Raw genomic sequence first — 24,416 nt, forward strand, 5'->3', positions numbered from 1 at the left:
AATGGGGCTGGGAGGGTGGATGCGCGACACGGTCGACCCGGACTTCGCCTCGTTCGTCGATGCGCGGCAGGGCAGATGGCTCCGTACGGCGTACCTCGTGTACGGCGACCTGCACCGGGCTGAGGAGCTGCTGCTGCACGCCTTCACGCAGCTGTCCGTGCGCTGGACGAGGGTGGACGACCCGGATGCATTCGTCCAGCGCCTGCTCTACCAGCCGGCGCTGCGTCCGTGGAACCGCGCGAAACCGTTCCCGGACGACGAGGACCCGATCAGGGCCGCCCTGGCCGAACTGACGCCCGCGCAACGCACCGTGCTCGTGCTGCTGCACTTCGAAGAGCTCACCGAGTTCGAGGTGTCCGACCTGCTCGGGATGTCCCAGACCGCCGTGCACGCGAACGGCATGAGTGCCTTCGGCCGGTTCCGTACGGCGCTCGGCGCGGGCGACTGGCGTGATGCCCGATGAGACGCGAGGACGTCCGGCCGCTGCTCCTCCGGACGACCGATCGGCTCACGGAGCCCGACCTCGCCGACGCCGCCTGGGCGGCCGGTCTGGTGGTCAACCGACGCCGGCGGCGGTTGACGGCGCTCAGCGTGATCGCCGTCATCGCACTGGCCGTCGTCGCCTCGATCCTGATCGGGGCCGGGACCCGCGGCAGAGCCGACATCACGCCGCCGACGACGCCGCCGCCCGGTTACATCGAGTCGTCCGGGAAGATCAGCGGGATCGACTTCTGGGTGGCGCCGCCGCCCGGCAGCGAGCGCTTCCTCGACCGGCTGGAGACGCCGCTCGGTGATCGGCTGGACCTGCCCCACAAGGTCCGCCCGTTGGCGAAACACACCTTGCACAACATCGCGGCGGTCGTCCTGGTGAAGCACGGCGACCGCTATGCGCCGCTCCTGCTCGACGCGGACGGGTCCTGGGTCCAGGCGGACGTCGGTCTCGCGCCGGTCGACAACAGCCCGCCGCTGAGCCCGGGCGCGATCTCTCCGGACGGCCACGTCGCCGCCTTCCCGCAGCCGGGCGCGCTGGTCACGGTGGACGCGACGACGGCGCAGATCGCCCGGTTCCCGCTACCCGGCGGTGACTATCTCAGCGTGTCCTGGGTCGCCGACGGGCGGTGGGCCCTGGTCGGCGGGCGCGATGCGACGTACCAGGTGCTCGTCGGAGAAGACGGCTACGGGGAAGACTCGGTGTTCCGGGTCGCGGCGACGAAGGACCCGAACGAGGCCACTTCGCCGTTCCGCATCCAGACCGGGGCCGTGATGCGCTACATGTTCAACGGCCAGTGGATGGAAGACAACCCGCTCACGCTGCCGGTCCGGTCCTGGCAGGGCCAGACGTTCTCGTCGATCACCGGCGCGGCCCGGGTCTTCGTCTCGGAGACGCTGCCGCAGGTTCCGACCCGTGTGTCGCAGCCGCAGGTGGTGGCGGCCATCTCCACGCTCAGCACGATGCCCAGCCGGCTGCTGGTGCTCGGTGAACCACAAGACAGTCCCCCGACCCAGGAGGGGGCGGGGGACCGTCCGTTCGTGCGTGAGGTCGGTTGCTGCGCCGTACTCGGCTGGTACGACGACAACAACGTCCTGTTCCGGGTCCGCGGCTGGGTCTTGGCCTGGAACCTCGACAGTGGCCGGGTCCGACGCGTCACCGAGTTGGGCGTGGACCAGGTTGCTCTCGGGCCTGGACTACGGCCCTGAGGTCGGCATCTCGAGTACTGCGCGCAGGGTGATGTCGGCCAGGCGGTCGGCATCCTCCGGCGGCGGCATCGGCTGTCCGGTCAGGGCGCGAATCACGAACACCCCGGCCATCCATTCCACCATCAGCACCGGGTCGGCGGTGCTCTTGATCGCTTCACCGCGCTTCCTGGCGCGTTCCAGTGCTTGTCTGGTGAGTTCGATCCGACGTTCCAGCACTCCGCGGTAGATCGCCGCGGACCGCTCGTCCCGGGTCGCTTCCGAAACGGCCAGGCGGATCATCGCCCGGCCGTAGTCGCTGTTCGCGAACGCCAGCGCGACCCGGTAGACCTGGCGCAGGTCTCCCGCGATCGAACCGGTGTCCGGATCCGGGATCTCCAGATCGAACAGTTCGGCCATGGCGTCGTTGGCGAGCAGCTCCTTGCTGGCCCACCGGCGGTAGATCGTCGCCTTGCCCACTCCCGCGGCCTCCGCGACGTCGTCCACCGTCATCCCGTCGAATCCCCGCTCCAACAGCAGTTGCACGGCGTACCGGCGGATTCTCGGCTCCGCTTCCGGGTCCCGTGGCCTGCCGCGTCGCGGTCTCACCCCGTAGTTCGGCTCCATTTCGTCGTCCCCAGCTCGGACGGGGGCAGTGGCGCAGCCGCACCCCGTGTGGTCCAGGCCAGAGTGCCACACTCCGGCCCGTCGTGGCTTATGTCACCTCGATGTCACCTGGGAGCCCGCTTTGTCACATGCCTGAAACAAACGGACCGATCGGCTGAAACGGCGCGCCGACACCGTTTGCGGTGTGGCCGAGCGGCGGGCTCCCCGGCGTTGTGGAGACCTCCCGACTGAGGACGCCGGCCACCCCCAGTTCGATGGAAGGGATGACGTTGATGGAGATCAACGCCGGCGATACCGCCTGGGTTCTGGCCAGTGCCGCCCTGGTGATGCTGATGACCCCGGGCCTGGCTTTCTTCTACGGCGGCATGGTGCGCGTGAAGAGCGTGCTGAACATGATGATGATGAGTTTCGTCACCATCGCCGTCGTCACCATCCTCTGGGTGGTGGTCGGCTACTCGCTGACGTTCGCGGGTGACACCGGGCACGTGATCGGGAACTTCTCCGAGGTCGGGCTGAAGGGCCTGCTCGCACCGGAGGCGGTGAGCGGGACGACGCCCACGCTCGCATTCGTCGCCTTCCAGCTGATGTTCGCGATCATCACCCCCGCGCTGATCTCGGGCGCGATCGCCGACCGGGCCACGTTCCGCGGCTGGATCGTGTTCGTCGTCGGCTGGACGACGCTGGTGTACTTCCCGGTCGCGCACTCGGTCTGGTTCCTGGACGACGGCAACGGCGGCTGGATCGGCGACAAGCTCAAGGCGATCGACTTCGCCGGCGGTACGGCGGTGCACGTGAACGCCGGTGCCGCGGCGCTCGCGCTGGCGATCGTGCTCGGCAAGCGGATCGGCTGGAAGAAGGACCCGATGCGTCCGCACAGCCTGCCGCTGGTGCTGCTAGGCGCCGGTCTGCTGTGGTTCGGCTGGTTCGGCTTCAACGCCGGGTCCGCGCTGAGCGCCGGCACCACCGCCGCGGTCACCTTCGTGAACACCCAGGTCGCCACCGCCGCCGCGGTCATCGGCTGGCTGATCGTCGAGCGGCTGACGCACGGCAAGGCGACCACGCTGGGCCTGGCCTCCGGTGCCGTCGCCGGTCTGGTCGCGATCACCCCGTCCTGTGGCGCGGTCACGCCGGTCGGCGCGATCATCCTCGGCCTGTTCGCCGGTGCGATCTGCGCCTTCGCGGTGTCGCTGAAGTACAAGCTCGGCTTCGACGACTCGCTCGACGTGGTCGGCGTGCACCTGGTCGGCGGTCTGTTCGGCTCGCTGGCGATCGGTCTGCTCGGCTCGGCGGCGGCGCCGTCCGCGGTCGACGGCCTCTTCTACGGCGGCGGCGTCTCGCAGCTCGGCAAGCAGGCGCTGGCCAACGTGGTGGTCGGGATCTACTCCTTCGCCGTAGCCTTCATCCTCGGCAAGGTCATCGACAAGACCATCGGCTTCCGGGTCACGGAGGACGACGAGGTCACCGGCGTCGACCAGGTCGAGCACGCGGAGACGGCGTACGACTACCTCAGCGCCGCGGGTCTGCGCGGTGCGCTCTCCACCCGGCCCGCACCGGCGACGGTCCCGGCCGAGGAGAATGGCTCCACCGAGGCGTCCGAGAAGGAAGGTGTCAAGGCATGAAGCTGATCACCGCGGTGGTCAAGCCGCACAAGCTGGAGGACGTCCGGGCCGCGCTGGAGACGTTCGGCGTCACCGGCATGACGGTCACCGAGGCGAGCGGCTACGGCCGGCAGAAGGGTCACACCGAGGTCTACCGCGGCGCCGAGTACGAGGTCGACCTGGTGCCGAAGGTGCGGCTCGAGGTGGTCGTCGAGGACGGTGACAGCGCCGACGTGACGGACGTGATCGTGAAGGCCGCGCAGACCGGCAAGATCGGCGACGGCAAGGTCTGGGTCACCCCGGTGGAGACGATCGTCCGGGTCCGGACCGGCGAGCTGGACGGAGACGCGCTCTAGATGCAGGACCGGGCAGAGCAGCGGCGTGGCCGCGCCGAAGAGGCGGACGCGCTGCTGCAGCTGCTGCTCGCGAAGGCTTGCGACGCCCTCGGTGTGCCCACCGAGGGCGTCGCGCTGGTCGCGGTGGGCGGCTACGGGCGTGAGGAGCTGTCGCCGTACAGCGATCTCGACGTGATGCTCGTGCATGCCGAGGGCTACCCGCGCATCGATGAGCTGGCCGCGCAGATCTGGTATCCGCTGTGGGACTCCCGGACCAAGCTGGACCACAGTGTGCGCACGCTGGCAGAGGCTCGGGACGCCGCGGCGGCTGACGACAGGGTTGCCCTGGGGCTGCTGGACGCGCGGCATGTGGCAGGGGACTCGCACCTGACGCTGCAGCTGCGGTCGGTGCTCATGGCCGATTGGCGGCGTACTGCGAAGTCACGGCTGCCCGGTCTGGCGCAGGCGTGCCGCGACCGGGCATCCAGTGTCGGAGAGCTCGCACACCTCGCGGAGCCGGACCTGAAGGAGGCGTACGGCGGCCTGCGCGACGCCGTCGTACTGCGTGCGCTGGTGGCGTCGTGGCTGGTCGACGTGCCGCACCCGGTGCTGGAGCGGGCGCGACGGGACCTGCTCGAGGTCCGCGACGTCCTGCACGAGGTGGCAGGGCGCGCGACAGACCGCCTCGTTGCCGACCTGGCCGGTGAAGTGGCGGCCGGGCTCGGGTTGGCCGGGCGGGACGAGCTGCTGCGGCATGTGTACGCGACGGGCCGGACGCTGGCGCACGTGTGCGACGTGTCCTGGCGGCGCGTCGAGAGCTTGATGACCAAACCGCCACGGTCCCGGCGCAGGCAGCGCACCGGTGGACCGTTGCTGCTCGCACTGGACGAAGGCGTGGGGCAGCACGAGGGTGAGGTCGTGCTGATGCCGGACGCGCGTCCGGAGCGGGACGCTGTGCTCGGCCTGCGTGCTGCTGCCGTCGCTGCCGACCGGGAGCTCGTGCTGTCGCCTGCTGTCTGTGCCCGGCTGGCGGCGTCGGCAGCAGACTTGCCGGAGCCGTGGCCGGGGGAGGCACGGCGCTTGCTGTGCGCCCTGCTCGGTGCGGGCCATGGGCTGCTCGAGGTGTGGGAGGCCCTGGACCAGGCCGGGTACATCTCCCGGATTCTGCCCGAGTGGGACGCGGTGCGGTTCAGGCCGCCGCAGTCGGCGATCCACCGGTTCACCGTGGACAGGCACTTGCTGGAAACCTGCGTCGAGGCGTCGGCGATGGTCCGCGACGTGCGGCGCCCTGACTTGTTGCTGGTCGCCGCTCTGCTGCACGACCTGGGCAAAGCGCTCGACGGCGACCACAGCGTCACCGGTGCGGGCATCGCGGCCCGGGTGGCGCGCCGGATCGGCTTCAGCGAGGCGGACTCCGACACCATCACGTTGCTGGTCCGGCAGCACCTGATGCTCGCGCAGGTCGCCACCCGGCGCGATCTGGAAGACCCGATGACCGTGGACATGGTGGTCGGGATCGTGCGCAGCACCGAGACTCTGGACCTGCTGGAGGCCCTGACGTACGCCGACGCGCGGGCCGCTGGTCCGGCCGCGTCGTCGCCGTGGCGCATGCGGCTGGTCGGCGAGCTGTGCCGGCGCGTGCGCAGTGAGCTGGCCGGCGGTGGCGAGAGCATGTGGACCGAGACGCCGCCCGTTCCGGTGCCGGTGCTGCACCAGGTGGTCGGCGTGGGCCGGCTTGGTGTCACCGTGAGCGATCACCACGGGGACCTGCGGGTGAACGTCGCCGTACCCGACCAAGTGGGCACGCTGTCGACCGTCGCCGCCGTACTCGCGGTGGAGCGGCTGGCCGTGCGGTCCGCGGTCATCACGTCCGTGGACGGCCTTGGCATCTCGCAGTGGACCGTCGCGGGCTCGCCGCCCGACCCGGTGCGGTTGCGTGACCGGCTGGCTGTGGCGTTGCGTGACTCTGCCGACGTCGTACGCCGATTGGCTGCAAGGGACTCGTCGCGACCTCGTGTTGCCAGCCGGGTGGACTTGCTGCCGGAGGCCTCCGAAACCGCCACTGTGCTGCAGGTGCGGGCGCATGACCGTCCAGGGCTCCTGTACGACGTCACAGCGGCCATCGCGTCTACTGGTGCCGACATCCGCTCCGCCCACGTCAGCACGCTCGGTGCGGAGTGTGTCGACGTCTTCTACCTCACCGATCGTCACGGCGCGCCACTCGAACCCGAGGACGCGCGGACCACGGCAAAGTCGGTGCTGGATCGACTGAGCTTCTAGGCTCCCCTTGTGGATGTTGTAGAGGCACTGCAGCGACAAGCGACCGCGTGTGAGGGTCTGGGGTCCCCGATGTATGCCGAGTTGCTCCGGCTGCTCGTGGACGACTACGAGGTCGGTGGGGTCTCGGGCGAGGTACTGGCCGAGTATGAGGGCCGTTCGTTCGGTGAGGCGATCGGACTGCGGCTACTGGCGGCTGTGCACGGCATGGTGCTGTCCGGCACCGCACCGGAGCTGGCGGCGTTCTACCCGAGCGCAGGCGGCGCCTGGGACGCGGTGCTCGGCTGGGAGGCGTTCGAGCAACTCCTGCAGTCACGGCTGGGCGAGGTGCGCTCACTGCTGACACAACCGCCGCAGACGAACGAGGTCGGCCGGTCTGCTGCGCTGTACGGCGGTCTGCTGCAGCTGGTCGAGGCAGTCCCGCTGCCGGTACGGCTGTTCGAGATCGGCGCCAGCGGGGGACTGAACCTGCGCGCCGACCGGTTCCGGTACATGGCGGACGGCACGTCGTACGGGCCTGCTGACAGTCCGGTCGTGTTCGAGTCGGCCTGGTCCGGACGGGTGCCATCGGTGGAGCTGCGGATCGCGGAGCGGGTCGGCTGCGACACCGCGCCGGTGAACCCGCTGACGCCGGACGGTGCGCTCACGCTGACGTCGTACGTCTGGCCGGACATGCCCGATCGCCTGACCCGGCTCCGCGGGGCTCTGGAGGTCGCCCACGAGGTCGCGGCCGACGTACGCCGTGAGGACGCCGTCTCGTTCCTGAACGGGCTGGAGCTGTCGGAAGGACACGTCACCGTCGTCTGGCACTCGATCATGTGGCAGTACCTCCGCCGTGCCGACCGATCAGCGATCCAGGCCCGGTTGGCGGAGCTCGGCGCGCAGGCCACCGAGTCCGCGCCGTTGGCCCACCTCAGCCTCGAGCCGCACGCCGTGATGACCCACGGCCGCGGCACGGACGGCTACGAGTACCGCGTGGACCTGCAGACCTGGCCGGACGGCAAGACCCGCGCACTGGGCACCGCGGCTCCCCACGGCCAGGACCTGATCTGGGGTTAGGGCATGTCTGATAATCCAGCGCCTACTGCGGGGCACTCGGCACGGCATCTCGCCGCACGTGAGCAAAGGCCACGATGCGCCGCATCGAGACCTTCGCTCCCGCACGCCGAGCTACCGCACCGAGCACCTCCTCGCGACGGCGCTGGATTATCAGACATGCCCTAGGCCCTCCGGCGGGTAGCGCGCATCTCCTGGAACAGCTCGAACTCACCGTCGGGTGCCGCGCTGAAGCCCTGCCAGTGGAAGGAGGCCGCAGTCACGTCGGTGAAGGTCCACCGCGAGCGAACGCCGGCCGCGTCCGTGCCCTCCTGGATCATCCCGCCGGAGCCGTCCGAGCGACCGACCTGGGAGAAGTAGGACGGGATCCTCGGCGAGATCCAGGTGATCCGCCACAGGCCGGTCGTGACGTCGTACAGGCGTACGGTCGTGCCGGGGAACCGCCCCTGGAACTCAGGGCAGTGCAGCACGTCCTGCACCACCCGTCCGCCCAGGGTCCAGCCGAAGTGCCACTCACCCTCGGCAGTGCGCCACACCCCGTCGGCGAACCTGTAGCGGTTGCTGATGTCCCAGGAGCCGACCAGCCGCCCGTAGAGCATCAGCGCCTCCGCGTGCTCCGGGTCCGGGCCGTCTGCGGTCAGCAATTGCAGCACGTTCAGACCTCCTGCAGGGCTGCGACGAGGGTGTCGGTGAGTTCGGCGGCGTAGCGGCCGTCGGGGTCGAGGTCCGGGTCGAAGATGCCGATGTCGAAGCCGACGCACCTGGGCAACGCGAGCAGCGGTCGGAGGAGGGCGCGGAGCTGGTTGTGGTCGATCCCACCCGGGTCCGGGCTGTCCACGGCCGGCATGACCGCGGCGTCGAGGATGTCCACGTCCAGGTGCACCCAGAACCCGTCCAGGTGGTCGAGGTGCGCCAGCGTCCCGCGGGCCGCTGCGTCCGGGTCCTCGGCGATCTTCGCCGCCGGCCACACCGGGATGCCCGCCTTCTCGACGTCGCCGACGTACTCGTCGTCGGCCCGGATCCCGAGCAGCACCGCGTCGGTGTCGAGCGTGTACGGCCCGAGCCCTTGAAGGTCGGTCAGGTCCGCCTGGCCGCGCCCGGTGACCAGCGCCAGCGCCTCACCGCCGGCGGCCCCGACGTACGGCGAGTTGCCGACGGTCCGGAAGTCCGAGTGGCCGTCGATGTACACGACGCCGTACCGCCCGAGCCGCTTCAGCCCCAGCGCCGGCCCGAGCAGGTTGCTGCACTCACCGCCCAGCAGTACGACGAACTTCCCCTGCTCGACGAACCCGGCCACCCGATCCGCCACCTGCACCGTGTACCGCGCCATCGCCGCCGCGTTGAACACGCCGTCCCCGGGCTTCCACCCCGCCATGTCGTACCGCGGCGGCGTCACACACCCACCGTCCTCGGCCCCGATCCGCGCCAGGAACCCCCGGTCCCGCACCGCCCCCGCCAACTTGTAGCACCCCGGAACCACGCCGGCAGCCGGCGCCCGCAACCCCAGGTTGGACGGCCCGTCCAGCACCACCCGCATTCGTGTCCCCTAACCGGTAAATCCAGTCCAATCGGTTAGATAGTGGCGGTGACCGGAGCCGCTGTCAATCACCTCTGCCCAGGCGAAGCCGGGCGCTGTCAACCCCGGTCCTGTCCCGCCGGGGGCGGATCCTCCCAAAGCCCGTTGACCAGGTACTGCTCGGAGGTTTCGAGTCCACGGGTCAGGCCCCGGATGGCGCCGCTGTCGGCGCCGGCGCGGTCGGCGATGTCCCAGATCCGTTCGCGGGCCGACGCGTAGGCAGCGAGGCGGTCGTCCCTGGTCCCGGTCTCCAAGCTGCTCTCGTCGATGATCGCGAGAGCTTCGGTCATTTCGGGAGATTGACCCGCCGGTGCCGCTCCGCCCGCGAGCTCACGGAACTGTTCGTGGTCCATGGTCATTCCTTGCCTGCCGCTGGTTGTCAGCCGCGGCCGCGGTCGGTGGGGGTCGTCGTCCGGTCCGGGGTTGTGCGATGCGCGCCCTGCGCCGATGCCGAGCCTGCGCCGCGGGCTCCGTCGCCGAGGGTGGGTTTGTGCTGAGTGGCCTGTGCCGCGGGCGCCTGACCGTCGAGGAAGCGCATGGTGTGGCCGGCCGAACCGCGCGCGTACGGTTCTGCGGGCCGCTCAGGTTCTGGGCCTGGCTGTTCGCGATCTCGAAGTTCGGGATCTTCGACGGGTACGGCTCGGTCGGGTTCTCGGCGTAATGCTCCCGGATCCGGTCCGTCGCGTCGTCCAGCGACTGGGTGGTGGCCTGCGCGACATCGTTCCCGACGACAGGCAGTTCATCGTCGAGGTTCCGCCATCCCGGGCCGGTCATGGCGTTGATCAGTTCGGCACGGGCGGCCTGCTGGTGCTGTGGATCCTGCGGTACCACGTCGCCGAGTCTGTTTCGCACGATCTCGTCGGCGATCGCGTCCCAGCGCATCACCACCGGTTGGTCGATGGCCCGGTCCGCCAGCGCGTCCTTGCCCTCCGGCCCCGCGGCGTACTCGAGTAGCGCGTCGGTCGCACGGTACGCGGCCGGATACTCCGCCTTCGGCTCCGGCAGCTCGCCGTACCCGGTGGAGGCGGCGAAGACCGCGACGTCCTTGACCGCGACGTACTCGGTCAGGCCTTCGTCGAGCCCCTTGGAGTGCCGGGAGCGGACGGCATTCGGCTCCTTAGGAGCGTCGACGGGGGCGCGGGCGTGATTCGTCTCGTGCAGGATGGTCGAGAGTGCCTGCACCTGGTCGTGCGGGTTCGCATCTGGTCCGAGTTGGTCCAGGACCAGTTCCTTGGAGAGCTTGAACGACCCGTCCCCCGGCACGAACGCACCCCAGCCGCCCTCGCCGACGGTCGCGTACAGGTCACCTTCCCACAGATCCGTCTCGTTCGGCCGCAGCGCCCGTGCGGCCTTGTACAACTCGGCGAAGCGCTTGTACTCCGGGGACTCCTCGTCGACCTGGATCACGGCCATCGGTCAGCGACCGCCAGAGTCCGGTGGCCGGTCGAGCGGCCAGTGCGGGTCGCGGAGGTTGTCCTCGAGATGCTCGAGTACGCGGGTCAGGGCGCGGATGCTCGCGGCCTCGTCGGCCGGGGCGCGGTCGGCGAGCTCGAAGATCTTGCGGCGGGCCTCGGTCATGATCTCGATGCGTTCCTCGTCCGAGCCCCGCGCCTCGTACGCCGCGCGCTCGATCGCAACCGCTTCCTGCATCAACGCGCTCGGCGGCTCCGGCGGTACGGCGTACCCCGGCAGGCGATCTATCAGCATCGTCGCGACCCGGCGGTCCTCGTCGGAGTCCAACTGGGGCAGGAGGTCGCGCAACGACCGCTCTGCCGCTCCGACCGCGTCGGGACCGTCGCGCTGGATCCGGCGTTTGTGGGCGTTGTGGGCGTTGTTGAACTCGCTCAGGCGCATCTGCCCTCCTTCCCCCACAGCGTATCGGCGCACGGATTCACGCGGTCGTGCCCGAGCGTGCCGTTGCAGTCTGTGGTCGGCGGGCTGCCTGAGTCATTCCCGGGTTGCGGGGCCGGTAGACTCGGGGAGTTCATCGCTTCGACGAAACGGACTGTTTCTCGTGTTCGACACGCTCTCCGATCGGCTCTCCACCGCGTTCAAGAACCTGCGGGGCAAGGGCAAGCTGACCGACGCCGACATCGACGCGACCGCCCGGGAGATCCGGATCGCGTTGCTGGAGGCCGATGTCGCGCTGCCCGTCGTGCGGGAGTTCATCGCGGCGGTCAAGGAACGCGCCAGCGGGGCCGAGGTGCGCGGCGGGCTGAACCCGGCGCAGCAGGTCATCAAGATCGTCAACGAGGAACTGATCAACATCCTCGGCGGCGAGACCCGCGAGCTGCGGATGGCCAAGAAGCCGCCGACGGTGATCATGCTCGCCGGTCTGCAGGGCGCCGGTAAGACCACCCTGGCCGGAAAGCTCGCGAAGTGGCTGCGGGAGACCAAGCACCAGACCCCGATGCTGGTCGCCGCCGACCTCCAGCGGCCGAACGCGGTGACCCAGCTGCAGGTGGTCGGCCAGCGCGCCGGCGTCCCGGTGTTCGCGCCCGAGCCCGGTAACGGCGTCGGCGACCCGGTCGAGGTCGCCCGCAAGGCGATGGACGAGGCGCGCAGCAAGCAGCACAGCGTGGTCATCGTCGACACCGCCGGCCGGCTGGGCGTCGACGAGGAGCTGATGAAGCAGGCCGCGGACATCCGCGACGCGGTCGGCCCGGACGAGATCCTGTTCGTCGTCGACGCGATGATCGGCCAGGACGCGGTCACCACCGCGCAGGCCTTCCTGGACGGCGTCGGCTTCGACGGCGTGGTGCTGTCCAAGCTCGACGGTGACGCCCGCGGTGGCGCCGCGCTGTCGATCGCGCAGGTGACCGGACGCCAGGTGATGTTCGCCAGCAACGGCGAGAAGCTCGAGGACTTCGACGTCTTCCATCCCGACCGGATGGCGTCGCGCATCCTCGGCATGGGTGACGTGCTCAGCCTGATCGAGAAGGCCGAGCAGACCTTCGACGCCGAGGAGGCCGCCAAGACCGCGGCCAAGCTGGCCAAGAAGGGCGGCAAGGACTTCACGCTGGACGACTTCCTGGCCCAGATGCAGTCGGTCCGGAAGATGGGCCCGCTGACCAAGATCTTCGGCATGCTGCCCGGTGCGAACCAGTTCAAGGACCAGCTGGAGAACTTCGACGAGCGCGAGATCGACCGGATCGAGGCGGTCATCCACTCGATGACCCCGGCCGAGCGTGCCGACCCGAACATCATCAATGGCTCCCGCCGGGCCCGGATCGCGAAGGGTTCCGGGACCGAGGTGGCCACCGTCAGCGGCCTGGTCGAGCGGTTCTTCGAGGCCCGCAAGATGATGGCCGCGATGGCGTCCGGCAAGGGCATGCCGGGGATGCCCGGGATGCCCGGGATGCTGGGGATGCCCGGCATGGGCGGCGGCGCCCGGAAGGCCAAGCAGCAGCAGAAGAAGGGCAAGAAGCGCGGCTCCGGCAACCCTGCCAAGCGGGCGAACCAGGCCAACCAGCAGCCGCAGGCTCCGGAGCCGGGCCAGTTGCCGGCCGCGTTCGGCGGGCAGAACGGCGGCGACTTCGAGCTGCCGGACGACTTCAAGAAGATGCTCGGCGGCAACTGAGCATTCCCGAAAGGGCACATCCGGGCGGCCCGGCCGTCCGGATGTCAGAACTGTCACCCGATCACCCGACGCGGTCGACGGCCGTTCGGGTCTACGGTGGACGGTAGGGGGCGAAGAACAGGTGACAGTCACCTGAACAGGCCCGTTCGGCACCCGGTCACGGCCGGCGGCGGCGCACCGTCACCGGTTGTCCCCGACCCCGTGACGGCTAAGATCGTCCCTACGCCCGGAAGACACACCTACTGCGGAATGCGTCGAGGACGGTTCGGATGAGGCAGCAGTTCAAGAACCTGGACACCTGGCGGGGAAAGCTGACCGCCACCTGGGTCTGCCTTGCCCCGCCCACCGCCATGGTCGCCGTGTTCGTGGTCGGCGGAGTCACCTCGAACACGTTCATCGTCGACGCGCACGCGCTGTCCGCCCCGCGCCAGGACGCGGTCTTCGACGATCTGGCGAACAATGTGCCCGACCAGCCGGGCGTTGACGGCAGCCTGCCGACGCAGGAGAAGTCCACCGTCCAGGTCCCCGTCACGGGGACGACGGACGGCACCGTGCAGCCGATCCCCGGCGCGTTCGGGAACGCCTCCGGCATCCCGGGCACCGTGCTGGCGGCGTACCAGAAGGCCGCGCGGGACCTGGCGATGTCGATGCCGGCCTGCCACATCACCTGGCCGCTGCTCGCCGGGATCGGCAAGGTCGAGTCCGGGCACGCCAGCGGCGGCAAGGTCGACGCTAACGGCAACACCCGCGGCAAGATCCTCGGCCCGGTCCTGGACGGCGGCCCCGGGATGGCGGCGATCGCCGACACCGACCAGGGGCTGTACGACGGTAGTGCGACCTGGGACCGCGCGGTCGGGCCGATGCAGTTCATCCCGGGCACCTGGAGGGCGTTCGGTGCCGACGGCAACGGCGACGGGGTCAAGGACCCGCACAACGTGTTCGACGCGGCGCGCGCGGCCGGCGACTACCTCTGCTCCGGCGGGGCGAACCTCGCCGACCCGCAGGGCCTGGTCCAGGCGGTGCTGCGCTACAACCACTCGATGGACTACGTGTCGACCGTCCTGCGCTGGATGCAGTCGTACAGCAACGACACCGTGAGCATCCCGGACAAGCCCGGCACCATCGACACTCCGGGCGACGACGGCAACGCCGACGACCGCGAGTCGACGCCGACGTCGACCCCGCCGACCACCGCGCCGCCGACGACGGTCCCGACCACGGCGCCGACGACCGCACCGACGAGCTCCAGCCCGACCGCCGCACCGAGCTCGACGCCGACGTCCCCGCGACCGACGAACAGCCCGGCGACGTCCACGCCGCCCACCACCTCGAAGCCGACCAGGCCGCCGCTGAGCCCGCCGCCGAGCAGCCCGACCACGACGCCGACGAGCCCGACGACGACCACGCCCACGGAGTCGCCGACCAGCACGCCGACGACGCCGACGACCTCGCCGTCGGGCGACCCGACCAGCGACCCGACCTGCACCCCGGCGACGACCACCGCGCCGACCAGCAGCCCGACGCTGACACCGACGCCGGAGCCCTGCAGCACGACGTCCCCGCAGGGTGAGTCGTCGGCCAGCCCGAGCGACGCACCATCGGCGGCCGGCTGAGGCCCGGTCGGTTCAGGCCGGCTACGGCCGGTAAGGTGAGGTAGCGACGGTCGTTACCTCGGTGCCGGTTTTCCGAGGGGTTTCTGGGCGGCGTAACTTTGCGTCGTCTTGATGTAACTTTCTGGCGCGTGGTTCGTTGAAGGGGCTATGCGCCTAACCCGTAGTGGTAACCGTCGGGTCAAAATCATCATCGCTTCTTTGTGTACGGCCCCGCTCCTGGTCGGGGCCATCGTGACCGTCGCCTCGGGCGGAGCCGGTGCCTCCGGACCGCTCGAGGCGGGCAGCCCGGTCGCCCCGTCACCCGGGGCCGGGCTGAACAGCGGCGAGTTCGACGAGTTGACGATGATCGTGCCGCAGCGTCCCGGCGTGGACGGCCGGCTCGGATCCGACAAACCCGCCCGCGACGACGTCCCCGTGCAGGGGGCCACCGACGGCCGCTCGGTCGTGCGTCCCGGCCGGCCGGGAGCCGTGAACGGCATCCCGCGCGGGGTGTTCCCCGCCTACCGCCGCGCCACCGCCAACCTCGCGGTCGTGCGGCCGAACTGTGGGCTGACCTGGCCGTTGCTGGCCGGGATCGGCAAAGTCGAGTCCGACCATGCGAGCGGCGGCCGCGTCGACGTGGCCGGCACCACCCGCGGCCGGATCCTCGGCCCGGTGCTGAACGGCCGGCACGGCAACGGCCGGATCACCGACAGCGACAAGGGCAAGTTCGACGCGGACCAGACCTGGGACCGGGCCGTCGGGCCGATGCAGATCATCCCGCAGGTCTGGGACGAGTTCGGGGCTGACGGCAACGGCGACGGCTACCGCAACCCGAACAACGTGTACGACGCGGTCACCACGGTCGCCGTGGTGCTCTGCGCCGAGGGCGACGACCTGCGCCGGCCGCGCGACCTCGTCGCCGCCCTGCTGCGGTACCAGCACTCCAAGGACTTCGTCGCCACGGTGCTGAAGTGGATGCGCGTCTACAGCAAGAACGCGGTCCTCGTGCCGAACGCGAAGGGCAACATCTCGACCGCGAAGACAAACGGCAACGCCGAGCGCCGGGTCGACCCGCGCCAGGTGCCGGACGTTCCGGACGACACCACGACGCCGACGCCGACGCCGACAGCGGTGCCGACGACACAGCCGCCGGTGGTGCCGACATCTACGCCGGACGACCGGACGACGGTGCCGAAGCCGGCCGGGACGCCGACCGACACCCCGACCAGGACGCCGACGAAGACCCCGACCAAGACCCCCACCAAGACGCCGACGAAGACCCCGTCGCCGACGCCCACCCCGACTCCGACTCCCACGCCGACCCCGACGCCGACGGCGACCCCGACGGAGACCCCGTCCGGGACCCCGTGCGCCGGCAACGAGACCACCACCCCGACCTGCACGCCGGGCGGCGGCTCGCACGGGTAGCTCGCACCGGGTTGCTCGCACCGGGTAGCTCGCACGGGCGGCGCCTCGCCGGATACCGTCAGCCGTATGACGGTTTTGAGGCTCGTCGGCACGGTGCTGCCGGCTGGTGAGCAGCAGGAGATCCACCTCAGCGGTGGGCTGGTCGTCGACCGGCCCACCGCTGCTGATGTGACGACCGTGCACACCGGCGGCTGGATCGTGCCCGGCCTGGTCGACGCGCACTGTCACATCGGCCTCGACCAGCACGGCGGCGTCGACCGGGAGATCCAGGAGCAGCAGGCGATCGCCGACCGGGAGGCCGGTGCGCTGCTCGTCCGGGACGCCGGCTCGCCGGTCGACACCCGCTGGATCGACGACCGTGCGGACCTGCCGAAGATCATCCGGGCCGGGCGGCACATCGCCCGTTCGAAGCGGTACATCCGCAACTACGGCTGGGAGATCGAGCCGGAGGAACTGGTCGCGTACGTCGAGCAGGAGGCCCGGCGCGGCGACGGCTGGGTCAAGCTGGTCGGCGACTGGATCGATCGCGACGCCGGCGACCTGACCCCGTGCTGGCCGGCCGAGGCGCTGAACGCCGCGATCGCCCGCGCCCACGAGCTCGGCGCCCGGGTGACCGCGCACGTGTTCGGCGAGCACGCCCTCCCGGATCTGCTGGCCGCGGGTATCGACTGCCTCGAACACGGCACCGGCATCGAGCCCGGGTTGCTCGCCGGGATGGCCGAGCGCCAGGTGGCCGTCGTACCGACGATGATCCAGCTCGAGAACTTCCCGCAGTACGCCGAGCAGGCCGCGGCCAAGTTCCCGCTGTACTCGACCCACATGCGCGACCTGTACGAGCGCCGCCTGCACCGGCTGCGGGACGCGTTCGAGGCCGGCGTCCCGGTCTATGCGGGGACCGACGCCGGCGGTGTTCTCGGGCACGGCCTGGTGGCGCAGGAGATCCAGGCGCTGACCGAGATCGGCATGTCGGGGGAGCAGGCGCTCGCCGCGGGGTCTTGGGCGGCCCGTGCCTGGCTGGGCGCACCGAGCCAGCTGGCCCCCGGTGATCCGGCCGATCTGGTCGTCTACGACGAGGACCCGCGGGCGAATCCGGCCGTGCTGACCCACCCGCGCCTGATCGCACTGCGTGGAAGCGTGATCTTCTCTCGGTGACGGGAAGAAATTCACTCAAACACTGGAATCAGCGGAAGATCTTCCCTTAGCGTGGCTCTCGGGACCGCCGACGCCCCTCGGCGGACCAGACACGGGAAGGAACCGCCCCGATGGGTAAAACCGCCCTGATACCCGCATTCCTGGCCGTCGGCGCACTGGCCTTGACGGCTCTGCCGAGCAATGCGGCCCAGCCGCCGTCCGAGTCGGAGCTCGCCTCCGCGTTCCGGGCTGCCTCCGCGACGTACGACGTACCGCGAGAGGTGCTCGTCGGCGTCGGGTTCGCCGAGACTCATCTCGACGGCCATGACGGCACGCCGAGCCAGGCGAACGGCTACGGCGTGATGCACCTGGCCGCCAACAACGTGAACAAGACGATGTCCGAGGCAAGCAAGCTGACCGGCCTGCCGGTCGCGACGCTGTCCAAGGACGACACCTCGAACGTGCTCGGCGCCGCGGCCGTCCTCGACTCCTACGCCGATGAGGCCAAGCTGACCGACCGCAGCGACCTCGGCCAGTGGTACGGCGTGATCGCCAAGTACTCGCACTCCGCCGACGCGTCGACGGCGCGGCTCTACACCGACGAGGTCTACCGGATCATCGCCCGCGGCGTCCGTACCGCGGGCGTCTCGACAGACCCGAAGACCGTCACGCCGGACCGCGGTGCGTACGCGAAGGCTGCTCCGCTCGGGACCGCCGCCGTCGACTACCCGGGCGCGATCTGGAACCCGGCCAGCACCAGCAACTACCGCGTCGGGCGGACCGCGGCGATCACCACGATCGTCATCCACGTGACCCAGGGCTCGTACGCCGGCACGATCAGCTGGTTCAAGAACCCGTCGGCACAGGTCAGCGCGCACTACGTGGTCCGCTCCAGCGACGGCGAGGTCACCCAGATGGTGGCCGAGAAGGACACCGCGTGGCACGTCCGGACAGAGAACCCGTACACGATCGGCATCGAGCACGAAGGGTACGTCGACCAGCCGTCCTGGTTCACCGACGCGATGTACCGCTCGTCGGCCGCGCTGACCCGCAACATCGCCGACCGGCGGGGCATCCCGAAGGACCGGGCCCACATCAAGGGCCACAGCGAGATGCCGAACAACGACCACACCGACCCGGGTCCGAACTGGAACTGGGACTACTACATGCAGCTGGTGAACGGCGGCGACCCGAACCCGCCGGAGTACAACTTCACCACCTGGGGCAGCGGGGTCAACGTCCGCTCGGCGCCGAAGCTGTCCGCGTCGGTCGTCACCACGCTGCCCGGCCCGACCCAGGTGTTCGTCGAGTGCCAGGTCCAGGGCGACACGGTGACCGCCAACGGCTACACCAACAACTGGTGGGCCAAGCTGCGCGACCAGCACGGCTACATGACCAACATCTACATCGACGACCCGAACCAGAAGCTCCCCGGCGTACCGGATTGCTAGAACGCCAAAGGTAGAGCCTGCTGTACCGACTGCGGCTGCCGGTGTGCCGCAGGATGGGTGCATGCTCACGAAGATCCTCTCCCGGGGTGGTCCGGCCGCCGGCTATCTGGCGATCCGCTACCTGAAGTCGGTCACGTTGCTGGCCGCGACACCGATCAGCCTGCTGCTCGGCTGGATCATCCCGGGCGTCACCGCCGGCCTAGTGAAGCTCGCCAACAGCGAGCGGTACCGGGCGGCCAAGTACCTCGGCATCCCGCAGGCCGAGGAACTGCCGCCGGCCCTGCCGCGGCAGCCCGGCGACGTCACGACGCTGTTCCGGGACAAGTCGTTCAAGCGCAGCCTGCGCTGCCTGCTGATGCCGGTCGCGATGATCCCCGAGTTGCTCGTGGCCGTCATCGCCGTGGTCGGCGCGCCGGCGGCGATCGTCGGCATGCTGCTGTGGTGGCTCGACCCGGGTAACTTCAGCCTGATGGGTGTCGGTGTCGACAACTGGTTCGAGGCGCTCACGCTGGGCCCGCTGCAGGTCGGAGCCGGCCTGTGGTTCCTGGGTCGGGTTGCGCCCGCTGTGGCGCGCGGTCACGCCAAGGCCGTGCTCCGGCTGCTCGCGCCCAGCCCGGACCAGCTGGAGACGGCCAGGCTGGAGCAGCGTGTCGAGGAACTCACCAAGAGCAGGGCAGGTGCTGTCGACTCGCACGGTGCCGAGCTACGCCGGATCGAGCGCGACCTGCACGACGGGACGCAGGCTCAGCTGGTGTCGCTGGCCATGCGGATCGGCATCGCCAAGCAGACCATGGCCGAGGACCCCGAGAAGGCAGCCAAGCTGCTGGACGACGCCCGTGACGGCGCAGAGCAGGCCATGACCGAGCTGCGCGGCGTACTGCGGACCATGTATCCGCCGATCCTTGCGGACCGCGGTCTGGCCGGAGCGGTGTCTGCACTGGCCGCCCGGTGCCCGCTGCCGGTAGAGCTTCGCATCGGTGCGCTGGGCGAGGTCCCCGCAGCAGTCGAGGCCGCTGCCTACTTCGTCGTCGCGGAGTCGCTCACCAACGTCACGAAGCACAGTGCGGCGGGGCATGTCGACATCCAGCTCGAACGGCGTGGTCGTGAGCTCTACCTGGCGGTGACCGACGACGGGATCGGCGGAGCGCGGGTCAGTGCCCAGTTCGGTGCGCAGTCCGACCTGCTGGGCCGGGGGAGCGGTCTGCATGGCATGCTCCACCGAGTGCAGGCGATCGACGGCCACATGGAGCTGCGGAGCCCGATCGGCGGGCCGACCACCGTCGAGGTGATCCTTCCGTGCGGGTGATCATCCTCGAGGACAACCCGATCCTCGCCGAGGGCCTCAGTCTGCTGCTCGACAACTCCGGCTTCCAGGTCGTCGCCGTCGCCACCGACGCTGACGAGTTCGCCAAGGCGGTCGACGAGCACCCGGTGGACATCGCGGTGGTCGACGTACGGCTGCCCCCGACGTTTACCGACGAGGGCCTGCGGGCGGCGATCGAGGCGCGCCGGGTGCGGCCGGGGCTTCCGGTGCTGGTGTTCTCGCAGTACGTCGAGGAGGTGTACGCCGCCGAGCTATTGGCGGCCGGCAGTGAAGGCGTCGGCTATCTGCTGAAGGACAGGGTGTCGCGCGTCGACGAGTTCCTGGAGGCGGTACGGCGGGTCGCGGCCGGCGGGACTGTCCTGGACCCTGAGGTCGTCAGCCAGCTGATGGTGAAGCGAAGCAGCCCGCTGGACCGGCTGACGCCGCGGGAACGCGAAGTGCTCGCGCTGATGGCCGAAGGTCTCGGCAACACGGCGATCGGGGAGAAGCTCGTCATCTCCGACGGCGCGGTGCACAAGCATGTCGGCAACGTGTTCCTCAAACTCGACCTGACGCCGACCGACTCCGGTCACCGGCGCGTCCTCGCCGTTCTCGCCTACCTCGGCCTGTGAACCCTTGACGCGCCTGACAACGTAGGCCACTCTCAATCTGAGAGCGCTCTCATCCACCGAACCGCCCCTAGGTGAGGAGAGTTCAGATGAAGGTCCTCCTGGCCGCCGTACTCACGGCGGCTGTCCTGACTGTGCCCGCGCAGGCGCTGGCCGAGCCTCTGGCCGTTCCCGGCCAGTCCGCGGCTATGCAACGCGATTTCGGGCTGACCGAGCAGCAGATGCAGCAACGGCTGGCAGCCGAGACCTCCGCGGCGAAGCTGTTGCCCGCGGCTCAGAAAGCAGCCGGTGCCGCGTACGGCGGAGCCTGGTACGACGCCGCCACGCAGAAGCTGGTCGTAGGCGTGGTGGGCTCCGCCCGTACTGCCGCAGTACGCGCAACCGGCGCGCAAGTGGCCGCCGTACCCGTGCCGGCGAAGGCCCTGGACCAGCGGAAGGCTGCTGTCGACAAGCTGGCCGGCAAGGCAGTACCGGCCGCGGTCAGCGGCTGGGTCGCAGACCCGCGGTCCGGCAGCGTCGTGGTCAACGTCCAAGCAGGCAAGCGTTCCGCGGCCGTCGACGCGTTCGTCGCCAAGGTCGCCAAGGCCGGTGCGGTGACGGTCAAGGAGGTCGCGGCGCAGGCCCCGCGCACCTTCGCGGCCGGGACGGTCGGCGGCGACCCGTACTACGTCAGCAACATCCGCTGCTCGATCGGCTTCTCGGTGTACGGCGGGTACGTCACGGCCGGTCACTGCGGCCGGAGCGGCATCGTGCGCGGCTGGGACGGCTCCGACCAGGGCTCGTTCCGTGGCTGGTCGTTCCCCGGCAACGACTACGCGTGGGTGGCCACCGGCTATGGCTGGTGGACCGTGCCGGTCGTGCTCGGCTGGGGACAGGTGAGCGACCAGTTGGTCCGCGGCTCGTGGGAGGCGCCGATCGGCTCGTCGGTCTGCCGGAGCGGTTCGACCACGCACTGGCATTGCGGCACGATCCTGGCCAAGAACGATACTGTGAACTACGGGAACGGTCAGCTGTTCTACGGCGCGACCAAGACCAGCGTCTGCGCCGAGGGTGGTGACTCCGGCGGGTCGTTCATCACCGGTGACCAGGCGCAGGGCGTCACGTCCGGCGGCTGGGGCAACTGCAGCAGCGGTGGCGAGACGTGGTTCCAGCCGGTCAACGAGATCCTGCAGGCGTACGGGCTGACCTTGCACACCGCATGACGGGCTGTGGGATCCCCTTACGTGCAAGGGGATCCCACAGGTTCAGCAGATCGGTACGCCGGAGAGCTGGGCGTTCGGATCGTCGATGTAGATGTTGCTGATGAACCCGTTCTGGTCACGTAGCTTGGACCACCAGTTGTTGGTGTAGCCCTCGGCGTTCACGGTGTCGCCCTGCTTCTGGCAGAGCACCCACACCGATGTCGGTCCGGCCAGCGTGGTCACGACCGGCGAGCTCAAGTGCGCGTCGGAGCGGACGTTCACGCTGGAACCCCAGGTCATGTAGTTCTTGCCCGGGCCGGAGCAGCCGTTGTCGCTGGTGAGGAAGTAGGAGCCGTACGAGCCCGGGTAGGCCAGTGCTGACCCGTTGATGACGATGTTCTGCCCGATGCCGTTGAGCAGCTGCTCGTAGTGGATGTGCGGGCCTGTGGAGTTGCCGGTGCTGCCGGTGACGCCGATCTGCTGGCCCTGCGAGACCTGCTGGCCGTTGCCGACGGAGTACGCGGACAGGTGGAAGTAGTAGGTCTTCCAGCCGCCGCCGTGCTCGATGGCGATGTAGTTGCCGGCGCCGCTCGGCTGCGAGTAGCGGTACGCCGTACCGCCGGCGGAGGCCAGCACCGGCGTACCGTTCGTCGTCCCGCCGTCGGCGCGGACGAAGTCGAGTGCGCGGCGGACCTCACCGGAGTGGTGGCTGTAGGTCCAGCGTTGGCCACACGGGAACGGGGCCTTGAAGTTCGGCGCGGCCTGCGCCTGCGTCGGCACCGCCACCAGGGCGGCGGCGCCGAGCAGGAACGCGGCGAGTACTGCGAGGATTCTTCTGGGCGGCATGAGGCTCAGTGTCAGCCGTCAAGCAGCGACCTTCAACGGTTTGCGTCTGTAGTTAATTGTCAGGCCGACTCGTCGGCCACCGGCTCCAGCCTCGGGGTCTCGTCCTTCTTCGTGGCCAGCGAGTCGATCAGCTGCTTGGCCAGCGCGAAACCGGAGCCGCCCATCGTGATCGTCTTCACCAGGGTGTCCTCGATGCCCTGGGCACCGTTCAGGACCACCATGTTGCCGACCTTCTCGAACGAGCCGGCGGCCGCGGAGACGATCTCCGGGTAGGCCTCGGCCAGCTGCTGCGCGACGACGGCCTCGGTGTTGGTGGCCAGCGCCTCGGCGCGCGCCTTGATACCGGCGGCCTCGGCCATCGCCTTGGCCTGCACCGCGGACGCCTCGGCCTTACCGGTGAGCTCGGTGGCCTTCGCCTGCGCCTCACCGCGGAGCTGGACCTCACGGGCGTTCGCCTCGGCGGCCGCGATCTGCGCGTCCCGGTTGGCCGCCGCCAGCGTCCGCTGCCGGTACGCCTCGGCGTCGGCCGGCTTCAGGACCGTCGACTCCAGTTGCTTCTCGGCCAGCGACGCGTTCAGCTTCGCGGTCTCGGTCTCGGCGACCACGACCTCCTGCCGGGCCAGCGCCTCGGCCAGCGGGCCGGCCTGCGAGGCCTTCGAGTTCGCCTGGTCGACCTCGGCCTGGTAGCCGGCCTGGGCGATCGAGCTCTCCCGGACGGCCGCGGCCTTCTGCGCGGCGGCGGCCTGCTCGCGCTCGGTCGCCTCCCGGTCCCGCTCGGCCTGCGCGATCCGGGCCGCGGCCTCGACGGCGGCGGCCTGCGGACGGCCGAGGTTCTTGATGTAGCCGGACTCGTCGTCGATCTCCTGGATCTGGAGCGAGTCCACCACCAGGCCGAGCTTCTCCATGTCCCCGGCCAGCGAGCCGCGGATGTTGGTGGTCAGCGTCTCCCGGTCGTGCAGCATCTCCTCGACCGTGGTGGAGCCGACGATCGCCCGCAGGTGACCCGCGAACAGTTCGTGGATGGTGCCCATCACCTGCTCGTCGCTCTGCTCCAGGAACCGCCGGGCCGCGTTCGCGATCGAGCCGTAGTCGTCACCGACCTTGTAGGCCGTGACGCCCTTGATGTGCAGCGGGATGCCCTGGCTGGACACGCAGGTCACGGTCAGCGGCGTCGCGCGGATGTCCAGCGGCAACCGCCGTACCGTCTGGAAACCGGGCAGCACCGCGGTGCCGCGGCCGACGACGATCTTGAATCCGAGGGTCTCGTTGACCTGGTCGGTGCTCGAGTGCGCGCCGAGGCCGGAGATGATCAGCGCCTCGTTCGGCTCCGCCACCCGCCAGACCATCCGGAACAGGATCAGAAGGACGACCACCGCGACCGCCGCGATGATCAGGTACGTCCAGAGCATTTCCCCTCCAAGGGAACGTCAATTAAATGGCGCGAGCGACGTACACGGTGCGGGGCGGGTCGAAGTCGACCACGACCACCTGCGTCCCCACCTCGAGCACCTCGTCGGTCGCCGGGTAAGCGTAGAAGGCCTCGGTGGCACCCCGGACCGGCAGCATCACCTCGCCGACGATCCCGGGTGCGATCCGGCCGATCACCCGCCCCCGCTTGCCTGTCATGTGTCCCTCCGACGTCGCCGCGCACGATCCAGTTCCCGAAGCCTACGTTGTCGACGGCTTGTGGCCGGACCCGCAGCGGCCGCATTGTTGGAGCAGCGGCCTGGGGGTGGGGAGGGGCCATGGCTGGGGAGGTCCGGGTCGAGGTCGTCGACGAGAGTGTGGACACCGAACGGCTCGAGGTGCTGGCGCTGCTGCTGCGCCAGGAGTTGCTGATGCTCGACGTCCGGTCGGTCGAGCCGTACGCCGAGGGCGAGGCGCCGCCGGGTTCGAAGGGCGGACTCGCCGCGGTGGCCGGCGTGCTGAGCGTTTCGCTGGCGCCCGGACTGCAGGCGATCGGCGGGGTCGTCGGGGTGATCCGCGAGTGGCTGCGCCGATCCGGCGGCGGGCGATCGGTGAAGGTCACGATGGACGGCGACGTGATCGAGCTCACCGGCGCCTCCGACGAGATGCAGCAACAGCTCATCGACACCTTCGTCCGACGGCACGCCGGAGTGGACGTGTGA

Annotated in this window: 24 protein-coding genes; 15 read left to right on the forward strand and 9 right to left on the reverse strand. The window is 69.9% G+C overall.

The genetic code is table 11. From position 1 onward, the window contains the following. Window positions 1–19 precede the first annotated feature (19 nt). Both ABZX12_RS32305 and ABZX12_RS32310 read left to right on the forward strand, forming a co-directional pair. Complete coding sequence (locus tag ABZX12_RS32305) at window positions 20–463, forward strand: sigma factor-like helix-turn-helix DNA-binding protein (protein WP_355699234.1); 444 nt, start codon at window positions 20–22, stop codon at window positions 461–463. Further along, on the forward strand, window positions 460–1,698 hold the full coding sequence (locus ABZX12_RS32310) for a hypothetical protein (RefSeq protein WP_355699235.1): 1,239 nt from the start codon (window positions 460–462) through the stop codon (window positions 1,696–1,698). The genes ABZX12_RS32305 and ABZX12_RS32310 overlap by 4 nt, the downstream gene beginning before the upstream one ends. Here ABZX12_RS32310 and ABZX12_RS32315 read toward each other — a convergent pair. Further along, the gene (locus ABZX12_RS32315) at window positions 1,687–2,220 is read right to left on the reverse strand and encodes a TetR/AcrR family transcriptional regulator (protein ID WP_355699236.1); all 534 of its coding nucleotides are present in this window, start codon (window positions 2,218–2,220) and stop codon (window positions 1,687–1,689) included. The two genes, ABZX12_RS32310 and ABZX12_RS32315, sit on opposite strands and share 12 nt — an antisense overlap. A 344-nt stretch (window positions 2,221–2,564) precedes the next feature. On the opposite strand from ABZX12_RS32315, the gene ABZX12_RS32320 reads away from it, so the two are divergent. From ABZX12_RS32320 to ABZX12_RS32335, 4 genes are read left to right on the forward strand one after another with little or no spacing between them, the layout of a single operon-like run. After that, the gene (locus ABZX12_RS32320; protein WP_355699237.1) at window positions 2,565–3,920 is read left to right on the forward strand and encodes an ammonium transporter; all 1,356 of its coding nucleotides are present in this window, start codon (window positions 2,565–2,567) and stop codon (window positions 3,918–3,920) included. After that, the gene (locus ABZX12_RS32325) at window positions 3,917–4,255 is read left to right on the forward strand and encodes a P-II family nitrogen regulator (RefSeq protein ID WP_355483534.1); all 339 of its coding nucleotides are present in this window, start codon (window positions 3,917–3,919) and stop codon (window positions 4,253–4,255) included. Before ABZX12_RS32320 ends, ABZX12_RS32325 begins: the two co-directional genes overlap by 4 nt. Then, window positions 4,256–6,514, forward strand: coding sequence for a [protein-PII] uridylyltransferase (locus ABZX12_RS32330; RefSeq protein WP_355699238.1), 2,259 nt, complete (start codon window positions 4,256–4,258; stop codon window positions 6,512–6,514). 9 nt (window positions 6,515–6,523) lie between these two features. Next, entirely contained in the window at window positions 6,524–7,570 is a 1,047-nt protein-coding gene (locus ABZX12_RS32335) for a DUF2332 domain-containing protein (RefSeq protein WP_355699239.1), read from the forward strand. A 161-nt stretch (window positions 7,571–7,731) separates the two neighbouring features. Here ABZX12_RS32335 and ABZX12_RS32340 read toward each other — a convergent pair whose 3' ends face one another. From ABZX12_RS32340 to ABZX12_RS32360, 5 genes are all read right to left on the reverse strand, one after another. Beyond that, window positions 7,732–8,220: a hypothetical protein gene (locus ABZX12_RS32340; RefSeq protein ID WP_355699240.1), complete on the reverse strand. Its 489-nt coding sequence runs from the start codon at window positions 8,218–8,220 to the stop codon at window positions 7,732–7,734. Window positions 8,221–8,222: 2 nt separating this feature from the next. Next, the gene (locus tag ABZX12_RS32345; RefSeq protein ID WP_355699241.1) at window positions 8,223–9,104 is read right to left on the reverse strand and encodes an arginase family protein; all 882 of its coding nucleotides are present in this window, start codon (window positions 9,102–9,104) and stop codon (window positions 8,223–8,225) included. 98 nt (window positions 9,105–9,202) lie between these two features. Next, window positions 9,203–9,433: a hypothetical protein gene (locus tag ABZX12_RS32350; RefSeq protein WP_355699242.1), complete on the reverse strand. Its 231-nt coding sequence runs from the start codon at window positions 9,431–9,433 to the stop codon at window positions 9,203–9,205. 40 nt (window positions 9,434–9,473) lie between these two features. Continuing rightward, window positions 9,474–10,556: a hypothetical protein gene (locus ABZX12_RS32355; protein ID WP_355699243.1), complete on the reverse strand. Its 1,083-nt coding sequence runs from the start codon at window positions 10,554–10,556 to the stop codon at window positions 9,474–9,476. Window positions 10,557–10,559: 3 nt separating this feature from the next. Further along, complete coding sequence (locus ABZX12_RS32360) at window positions 10,560–10,997, reverse strand: hypothetical protein (protein WP_355699244.1); 438 nt, start codon at window positions 10,995–10,997, stop codon at window positions 10,560–10,562. Window positions 10,998–11,157: 160 nt separating this feature from the next. On the opposite strand from ABZX12_RS32360, the gene ffh reads away from it, so the two are divergent. The 8 genes from ffh (at window position 11,158) to ABZX12_RS32400 (ending at window position 21,462) form a co-directional block, all read left to right on the forward strand. Continuing rightward, complete coding sequence (ffh, locus tag ABZX12_RS32365) at window positions 11,158–12,723, forward strand: signal recognition particle protein (RefSeq protein ID WP_355699245.1); 1,566 nt, start codon at window positions 11,158–11,160, stop codon at window positions 12,721–12,723. Between the two features lie 269 nt (window positions 12,724–12,992). Continuing rightward, complete coding sequence (locus ABZX12_RS32370) at window positions 12,993–14,336, forward strand: lytic transglycosylase domain-containing protein (protein ID WP_355699246.1); 1,344 nt, start codon at window positions 12,993–12,995, stop codon at window positions 14,334–14,336. A 231-nt stretch (window positions 14,337–14,567) separates the two neighbouring features. Continuing rightward, entirely contained in the window at window positions 14,568–15,746 is a 1,179-nt protein-coding gene (locus ABZX12_RS32375; RefSeq protein ID WP_355699247.1) for a lytic transglycosylase domain-containing protein, read from the forward strand. 66 nt (window positions 15,747–15,812) lie between these two features. Continuing rightward, on the forward strand, window positions 15,813–16,898 hold the full coding sequence (locus ABZX12_RS32380) for an amidohydrolase family protein (RefSeq protein WP_355699248.1): 1,086 nt from the start codon (window positions 15,813–15,815) through the stop codon (window positions 16,896–16,898). A 110-nt stretch (window positions 16,899–17,008) separates the two neighbouring features. Next, window positions 17,009–18,328: an N-acetylmuramoyl-L-alanine amidase gene (locus tag ABZX12_RS32385; protein WP_355699249.1), complete on the forward strand. Its 1,320-nt coding sequence runs from the start codon at window positions 17,009–17,011 to the stop codon at window positions 18,326–18,328. 61 nt (window positions 18,329–18,389) lie between these two features. Next, window positions 18,390–19,634, forward strand: a complete 1,245-nt coding sequence (locus tag ABZX12_RS32390) for a histidine kinase (protein ID WP_355699250.1) — start codon at window positions 18,390–18,392, stop codon at window positions 19,632–19,634. After that, on the forward strand, window positions 19,625–20,263 hold the full coding sequence (locus ABZX12_RS32395; RefSeq protein ID WP_355699251.1) for a response regulator transcription factor: 639 nt from the start codon (window positions 19,625–19,627) through the stop codon (window positions 20,261–20,263). Before ABZX12_RS32390 ends, ABZX12_RS32395 begins: the two co-directional genes overlap by 10 nt. 86 nt (window positions 20,264–20,349) lie before the next feature. Next, complete coding sequence (locus ABZX12_RS32400; protein WP_355699252.1) at window positions 20,350–21,462, forward strand: S1 family peptidase; 1,113 nt, start codon at window positions 20,350–20,352, stop codon at window positions 21,460–21,462. Window positions 21,463–21,504: 42 nt separating this feature from the next. On the opposite strand, the gene ABZX12_RS32405 is transcribed toward ABZX12_RS32400, so the two are convergent. Genes ABZX12_RS32405 through ABZX12_RS32415 form a run of 3 tightly spaced genes read right to left on the reverse strand, consistent with a single transcriptional unit; the run spans window position 21,505 to window position 23,913 of the window. After that, a complete protein-coding gene (locus ABZX12_RS32405; protein WP_355699253.1) occupies window positions 21,505–22,287 on the reverse strand; it encodes a peptidoglycan DD-metalloendopeptidase family protein in 783 nt (260 codons plus the stop codon). A gap of 59 nt (window positions 22,288–22,346) precedes the next feature. Then, window positions 22,347–23,696, reverse strand: coding sequence for an SPFH domain-containing protein (locus ABZX12_RS32410; RefSeq protein WP_355699254.1), 1,350 nt, complete (start codon window positions 23,694–23,696; stop codon window positions 22,347–22,349). A 22-nt stretch (window positions 23,697–23,718) separates the two neighbouring features. Next, complete coding sequence (locus ABZX12_RS32415; protein WP_355699255.1) at window positions 23,719–23,913, reverse strand: hypothetical protein; 195 nt, start codon at window positions 23,911–23,913, stop codon at window positions 23,719–23,721. Between the two features lie 119 nt (window positions 23,914–24,032). On the opposite strand from ABZX12_RS32415, the gene ABZX12_RS32420 reads away from it, so the two are divergent. Then, a complete protein-coding gene (locus tag ABZX12_RS32420; protein WP_355699256.1) occupies window positions 24,033–24,416 on the forward strand; it encodes a hypothetical protein in 384 nt (127 codons plus the stop codon).

Source organism: Kribbella sp. NPDC003505, assembly GCF_040610875.1.
Taxonomy (GTDB): Bacteria; Actinomycetota; Actinomycetes; order Propionibacteriales; family Kribbellaceae; genus Kribbella.

What these genes read in the sequence shown, in the direction of transcription:
- ABZX12_RS32305 (WP_355699234.1), top strand. Translation starts at nt 20, where the DNA reads ATGCGCGACACGGTCGACCCGGACTTCGCCTCGTTCGTCGATGCGCGG.
- ABZX12_RS32310 (WP_355699235.1), top strand. Translation starts at nt 460, where the DNA reads ATGAGACGCGAGGACGTCCGGCCGCTGCTCCTCCGGACGACCGATCGG.
- ABZX12_RS32320 (WP_355699237.1), top strand. Translation starts at nt 2,565, where the DNA reads ATGACGTTGATGGAGATCAACGCCGGCGATACCGCCTGGGTTCTGGCC.
- ABZX12_RS32325 (WP_355483534.1), top strand. Translation starts at nt 3,917, where the DNA reads ATGAAGCTGATCACCGCGGTGGTCAAGCCGCACAAGCTGGAGGACGTC.
- ABZX12_RS32330 (WP_355699238.1), top strand. Translation starts at nt 4,256, where the DNA reads ATGCAGGACCGGGCAGAGCAGCGGCGTGGCCGCGCCGAAGAGGCGGAC.
- ABZX12_RS32345 (WP_355699241.1), bottom strand. Translation starts at nt 9,104, where the DNA reads ATGCGGGTGGTGCTGGACGGGCCGTCCAACCTGGGGTTGCGGGCGCCG.
- ABZX12_RS32350 (WP_355699242.1), bottom strand. Translation starts at nt 9,433, where the DNA reads ATGACCGAAGCTCTCGCGATCATCGACGAGAGCAGCTTGGAGACCGGG.
- ABZX12_RS32355 (WP_355699243.1), bottom strand. Translation starts at nt 10,556, where the DNA reads ATGGCCGTGATCCAGGTCGACGAGGAGTCCCCGGAGTACAAGCGCTTC.
- ABZX12_RS32360 (WP_355699244.1), bottom strand. Translation starts at nt 10,997, where the DNA reads ATGCGCCTGAGCGAGTTCAACAACGCCCACAACGCCCACAAACGCCGG.
- ABZX12_RS32370 (WP_355699246.1), top strand. Translation starts at nt 12,993, where the DNA reads ATGAGGCAGCAGTTCAAGAACCTGGACACCTGGCGGGGAAAGCTGACC.
- ABZX12_RS32380 (WP_355699248.1), top strand. Translation starts at nt 15,813, where the DNA reads ATGACGGTTTTGAGGCTCGTCGGCACGGTGCTGCCGGCTGGTGAGCAG.
- ABZX12_RS32385 (WP_355699249.1), top strand. Translation starts at nt 17,009, where the DNA reads ATGGGTAAAACCGCCCTGATACCCGCATTCCTGGCCGTCGGCGCACTG.
- ABZX12_RS32390 (WP_355699250.1), top strand. Translation starts at nt 18,390, where the DNA reads ATGCTCACGAAGATCCTCTCCCGGGGTGGTCCGGCCGCCGGCTATCTG.
- ABZX12_RS32400 (WP_355699252.1), top strand. Translation starts at nt 20,350, where the DNA reads ATGAAGGTCCTCCTGGCCGCCGTACTCACGGCGGCTGTCCTGACTGTG.
- ABZX12_RS32405 (WP_355699253.1), bottom strand. Translation starts at nt 22,287, where the DNA reads ATGCCGCCCAGAAGAATCCTCGCAGTACTCGCCGCGTTCCTGCTCGGC.
- ABZX12_RS32410 (WP_355699254.1), bottom strand. Translation starts at nt 23,696, where the DNA reads ATGCTCTGGACGTACCTGATCATCGCGGCGGTCGCGGTGGTCGTCCTT.
- ABZX12_RS32415 (WP_355699255.1), bottom strand. Translation starts at nt 23,913, where the DNA reads ATGACAGGCAAGCGGGGGCGGGTGATCGGCCGGATCGCACCCGGGATC.
- ABZX12_RS32420 (WP_355699256.1), top strand. Translation starts at nt 24,033, where the DNA reads ATGGCTGGGGAGGTCCGGGTCGAGGTCGTCGACGAGAGTGTGGACACC.